The sequence below is a fragment of the Methanophagales archaeon genome (assembly GCA_021159465.1).
Taxonomy (GTDB): domain Archaea; phylum Halobacteriota; class Syntropharchaeia; order Alkanophagales; family Methanospirareceae; genus G60ANME1.
The window spans coordinates 1-5,182 of sequence record JAGGRR010000040.1 but is presented as its reverse complement, the minus strand read 5'-3'; the positions used below and the strand labels follow the sequence as shown (position 1 = coordinate 5,182).

Sequence of the window (5,182 nt, the reverse complement as noted above, 5' to 3'; positions counted from 1 at the left end):
ACCTATGGAAATGCACGACATGATAAAGAAGGGGACGACAACCGTTGGTTTAATCTGTGATGGCGGTGTAGTATTGGCGAGTGAGAAGAGGGCGACAATGGGCTCTTTCATAGCATCTAAAGCGGCGAAGAAGATATATCAGGTGGATGATAGGGTAGGTATAACCACTGCGGGTGTGGTGGGAGACGCACAGACTCTGATCCGGATAGTATCGGTGGAGGCGAAGCTATATAAGATAAGGAGGCAGGAACCAATGACTGTGAAAGCGATAACGACGATGTTATCTAATGTATTGAGTGCTCAGAGGCTGTTTCCGTACATTGTACAGCTCCTTGTAGGTGGTATAGACAGAAATGGGGCACATATATACTCCGTTGACCCTTTTGGTGGTAATACTGCGGAGAGGGATATTGCCGCCACAGGCTCTGGCTCCCCGATCGCATATGGTGTACTTGAAGATAGGTATTCCCCTGACTTACCTATTGAAGATGGGATAGCGCTGGCAATACAATCGTTGCACTCTGCGATGAAGAGGGACAGTGCATCGGGAGAAGAGATAGAGGTGGTAGCAATAACAAAGGAGAAATATGAAGAAGTGAGTGAGGAGAAGATAAAGGACATAAGGGAATCTCTTTAACTGATTCCCCCTCTTAGATTTTTATTAAAGCTTTTATTCCATGAAGCATGGCATGAAAAGAAAGGAAAAGAATAGTAAATAGAAATCAGGGTATTGATCTGTAGATAGAGATAAATAAATGTCAGTAGAAGAGAAGCTTTCTGAGTTAAAGCAGCGGATTATAGAGTTATTACCGGCTGATGTGCATATAAGTGGCGTGGAGTTCGAGGGACCGGAGCTGGTACTCTATACAGAGGATACACAGCGGTTTGTGGATGATGGTGCCCTGGTGAGAACACTGGCGAAAGAGTTGAAGAAGCGGATATCGGTAAGACCGAGCAGTAACATCCTGATGGAGCCAGAGAAAGCATCGAAGGTGATACATGAGATAATACCAGAGGAGGGAGGGATAAAGGACATTTATTTCGATATGGACAAAGCAGAGGTGATAATAGAAGCGGAGAAGCCAGGATTGGTCATAGGTACTCATGGTGCAACGCTGAGGGAAGTAGCAAAGATAATAGGGTGGCGACCGAATGTAATCAGGGCACCGCCGATAGAATCTTCGATAATAAAGAGCATAAGGCGATATTTGAGAGAAGAAGGCGATTTCAGGCGTAACTTCATGAAGAAGGTGGGCAGGCGGATATACAGAGATAAGCTGATAGAGGACGACTGGTTGCGAGTAACGGCATTGGGGGGATGTCGAGAAGTTGGAAGGAATGCATTTCTGCTTTCTACGCCCGAGACGAGGATCTTAATTGACTGTGGAGTGAGTGTGGGCTCGGAAGGCATGCCCTATTTATATGTACCGGAGGTGTCCCCGATAAGCAATTTAGATGCAGTTGTGATAACACATGCACATCTCGATCATTCGGGTCTTGTACCACTCCTATTTCTATACGGTTATGATGGACCGATATACATAACTCAGCCAACGAGGGACCTTATGGCTCTTCTTCTGCTTGACTATATAGAGGTCTCAGCGAGAGAGGGTAAGAAGATACCGTATAAATCAGCCATGATAAGAGATGCAATAAGGCATACGATTCCGCTGAAGTATGGTGAGGTGACAGATATCTCGCCCGATGTGAAGCTGACCTTTTACAACGCAGGGCACATATTGGGTTCAGCAATCGCCTATTTCCATATGGGGAATGGATATGGATCCCATAATATTGTATTCACAGGAGATATAAAGTATGAACGTACCTTCCTATTTGACCCTGCATTCAATGCATTTCCCAGGCCGGATACGTTGGTTATTGAATCCACATATGGTGGTCCGAATGATCAACAACCCTCAAGGCGAGAGGCAGAGAGGAACCTGAAGGACGAGATAGAGCGAACGATAAAACGGGGTGGCAAGGTAATAATACCGGCATTCGCGGTTGGACGTTCTCAGGAAGTGATGATAGCGCTTGAAGGCATGCAGCTGGATGTGCCAGTGTATTTAGATGGCATGATATGGGAGGCGACATCTGTACATACTGCATATCCAGAGTATCTGAACAGGAGTTTGAAGAATTCTATATTTCAGGGTGAGAATCCTTTCCTATCCGATATCTTCGTGCAGGTGGATGACGCAGATAAGCGTAAGGAGGTAATAGAGGAGAAAGAATCTTCAATTATACTCGCTACTTCAGGCATGCTCAATGGTGGACCGGTTCTGGAATACCTGAAGGAACTTGCCGCCGATGAGAAGAATACACTTATATTCGTTGGCTATCAAGCAGAGGGTACATTAGGGCGGAGGATACAGAAGGGCTGGAATGAGATTCAGTTATCAGATGCAGGGAAGATGAGAAATATAAAGATAGGGATGGATATAAGGACAGTGGATGGCTTTTCGGGTCATTCAGATCGTAATCAGCTGATTGAATTTGTGAGAGGGATTCGACCACTGCCTTCAAAGGTGATATGCATGCATGGAGAGAATAACAAATGCATGGCACTGGCGAGCGGGATACACAAGAAATTTAATATAGAGACAACGGCACCGCAGAATCTGGAGACTCTGAGATTGGTATAAGAAGAAAGAAGAAGAAAAGATAAAGGTAAGGGTGTGAGAGAAGATGGCAACCATGAGAGAGAGAATGGAGAGGATGAGTATAGGGAAGCGGATAAGGATGGAGAGGATAGTGGACCGGAATAGCGGTAGAAGTGTTATTGTGCCGATGGACCATGGTGTGACCTCAGGTCCGATATACGGCTTGACGGACATGAAACAGGCGGTGAATGCAATAGCAGAGGGTGGAGCGAATGCGGTTCTTCTCCATAAAGGTATTGTGATCGCGGGGCATCGGGGCTATGGTAAGGATATAGGGCTTGTGATTCACCTCTCAGCAAGTACATCTCTGGGTCCAGACCCACTGGCGAAGGTCATGGTGGCGACGGTGGAAGAAGCGATCAGGCTGGGTGCAGATGCGGTATCAATGCATGTGAACGTGGGTGCGGAGAGCGAGCCATGGATGCTCGAGGAGCTCGGGGAGACGGCGATGATATGTGAGGAATGGAGCATGCCTCTCCTGGCGATGATGTACCCTCGGGGTAAGAAGGTGAAGAGTGAACATGCCCCCGAGATGGTGATGCATGTGGCACGTGTAGGCGCAGAGTTAGGTGCTGACATCATCAAGACGAATTATACCGGTGATCCCGATACATTCAAAGAAGTGATACGGAGTTGCCCGGTACCAGTGATAATAGCCGGCGGACCAAAGGCGAATACAGATGCAGAAGTACTGAGGATGGTAGAAGATGCGATTTCTGCAGGTGCTTCAGGGGTATCAATAGGAAGAAACGTCTTCCAACACGCGAATCCTACGAAGATGACAATAGCAATAAGTAAGATAGTACATGAGGGTATCACGGCTACAGAGGCGATGGAGATGTTGAAGTGAAATACTTACAGTGATAATAACCTAATAACCCTCAAATGGATTCATACAAGATTATACTTATATTTTATTTGTTCCTTATATACTGGTTTATTATAGTATTTCTCGACAGGCGAGGGTTACTGAAGCGATACAATATCTCTTTATACGGTCCTATTCTACAGATAAGAGCGGTCAGAGGTGAGAGATTACTGGAGAGGCTGGGTACAGTAAGACGTTTCTGGCGAGCATACGCTAATATTGGTACTGTTCTGATGATTATGGCGATGGGTTTTATGTTCTTTCTTGTGATCAATGGTGCGTTCACAACGTTTATGATGAGACCGGAGCCAACAGAGTTGAACGAGCCAAGGAACTGGCTGCTTATCCCCGGCTTGAACACTTTTATACCTATGTGTGCATGGATAGGCTTTGTAGTTGCGATGATAGTACATGAGCTATCGCATGGGATATTGAGCATTGTGGAGCGAATAAAAGTGAAATCGATGGGGCTTCTGCTTCTGTTAGTGCCGATAGGAGCATTTACGGAGCCGGATACTGAGCAGCTCTTCGGCACACCGAAGGGCACAGGTGATAAGAAGGTAGCATCAGCACATGAGAGGACGCGTATCCTTTCCGCGGGTGTGATGGGTAATTTCGTCATTGCTATCCTCGCATTTCTCATCTTCTTCGGTATTCTCTTCTCCATTCAGCCTGTCGGTGAGAATGTGCTTTATGTTTATAACGTAGCCAATGGTAGTCCAGCAGCAGAATATGGTATAGAACCACGTTCGTTCATCACGGCGATGGATGGAGAAGGAAGAGTGAGCGTAGAAGAGCTGAACGACAGACTGAAGAAAGGTAAAGCTGTTTCTCTCACCATTCTGGATAGAAATGGCGATAAGAAGGCGATAGTGGTGCGAGGTGAAACGAATGAGGGCGTAACAGTGGTGTTTGTGGAGAAAGGCAAGCCAGCAGCGAAAGCAGGTATCAAGGAGGGTATGACCATAATAAAGATGGATAACCAGAGTATAAGGAGTTATGAGGATTTCCTCTCTTTCATGAACGATACAGTGGCGGGCGAGGAGATAAAAGTGTGGACGAAGAGGGGGGAAGTATTTGAGATCAAGTTAGAGGAATCGCCATATTATGCGAGCCGTGGTTATCTGGGCGTTGGTGTTGCCAATTGTGCGCTGGGCATGACGGTATTGGAATTTCCAACGAGAACTTACCTGGAGAATCTCCGGGACATACCTCGTATGCTCTTCAAATCGCCTGCCAGCTTGCTGTTATTGATGAGTTTGCCTGTGCTACCACTCAGCATGGGAGGGTTCAGCACTTTTAATCCATTGTTATCGCATTTATACACGCCTGTGGGGGTGGCATCCGTTTTTGGTGCTGGTATCTTCTCAATTGCCGATGTGCTGTTCTGGATAGCCTGGATAAATTTCTATGTGGGATTATTCAACTGTCTGCCAATGTACCCACTGGATGGCTACTATGTATTCAAGGAGGTACTGAATCCAATGCTGAGGATGGGAATAAAGGAAGAATCGAAGAAAGAACTGGTTTTAAAGACCATCGCTATCATCACTGCTGTTATCATCTTTTTATCGATTGTATTCATGTTAGTTGCCCCTTTCGTCTTTGAGCTCCTCTAATGCCTTATCATTATCTTTATCTTTATCTT

4 protein-coding genes are annotated in these 5,182 nt (G+C 45.9%); all 4 read left to right on the top strand.

Going from position 1 to position 5,182, the window contains the following annotated elements; genetic code table 11:
- Positions 1 to 637 (top strand): archaeal proteasome endopeptidase complex subunit beta (gene psmB, locus J7J01_02140; GenBank protein MCD6209691.1); only part of this gene is annotated, 637 nt, incomplete at its 5' end.
- A gap of 118 nt (positions 638 to 755) precedes the next feature.
- Positions 756 to 2,648 carry a beta-CASP ribonuclease aCPSF1 gene (locus J7J01_02135; GenBank protein MCD6209690.1) on the top strand — a complete coding sequence of 631 codons (1,893 nt, stop codon included), beginning with the start codon at positions 756 to 758 and terminating at the stop codon, positions 2,646 to 2,648.
- A gap of 43 nt (positions 2,649 to 2,691) precedes the next feature.
- Complete coding sequence (locus J7J01_02130; GenBank protein MCD6209689.1) at positions 2,692 to 3,516, top strand: 2-amino-3,7-dideoxy-D-threo-hept-6-ulosonate synthase; 825 nt, start codon at positions 2,692 to 2,694, stop codon at positions 3,514 to 3,516.
- 35 nt (positions 3,517 to 3,551) lie between these two features.
- On the top strand, positions 3,552 to 5,153 hold the full coding sequence (locus J7J01_02125) for a site-2 protease family protein (protein ID MCD6209688.1): 1,602 nt from the start codon (positions 3,552 to 3,554) through the stop codon (positions 5,151 to 5,153).
- Positions 5,154 to 5,182: the final 29 nt, after the last annotated feature.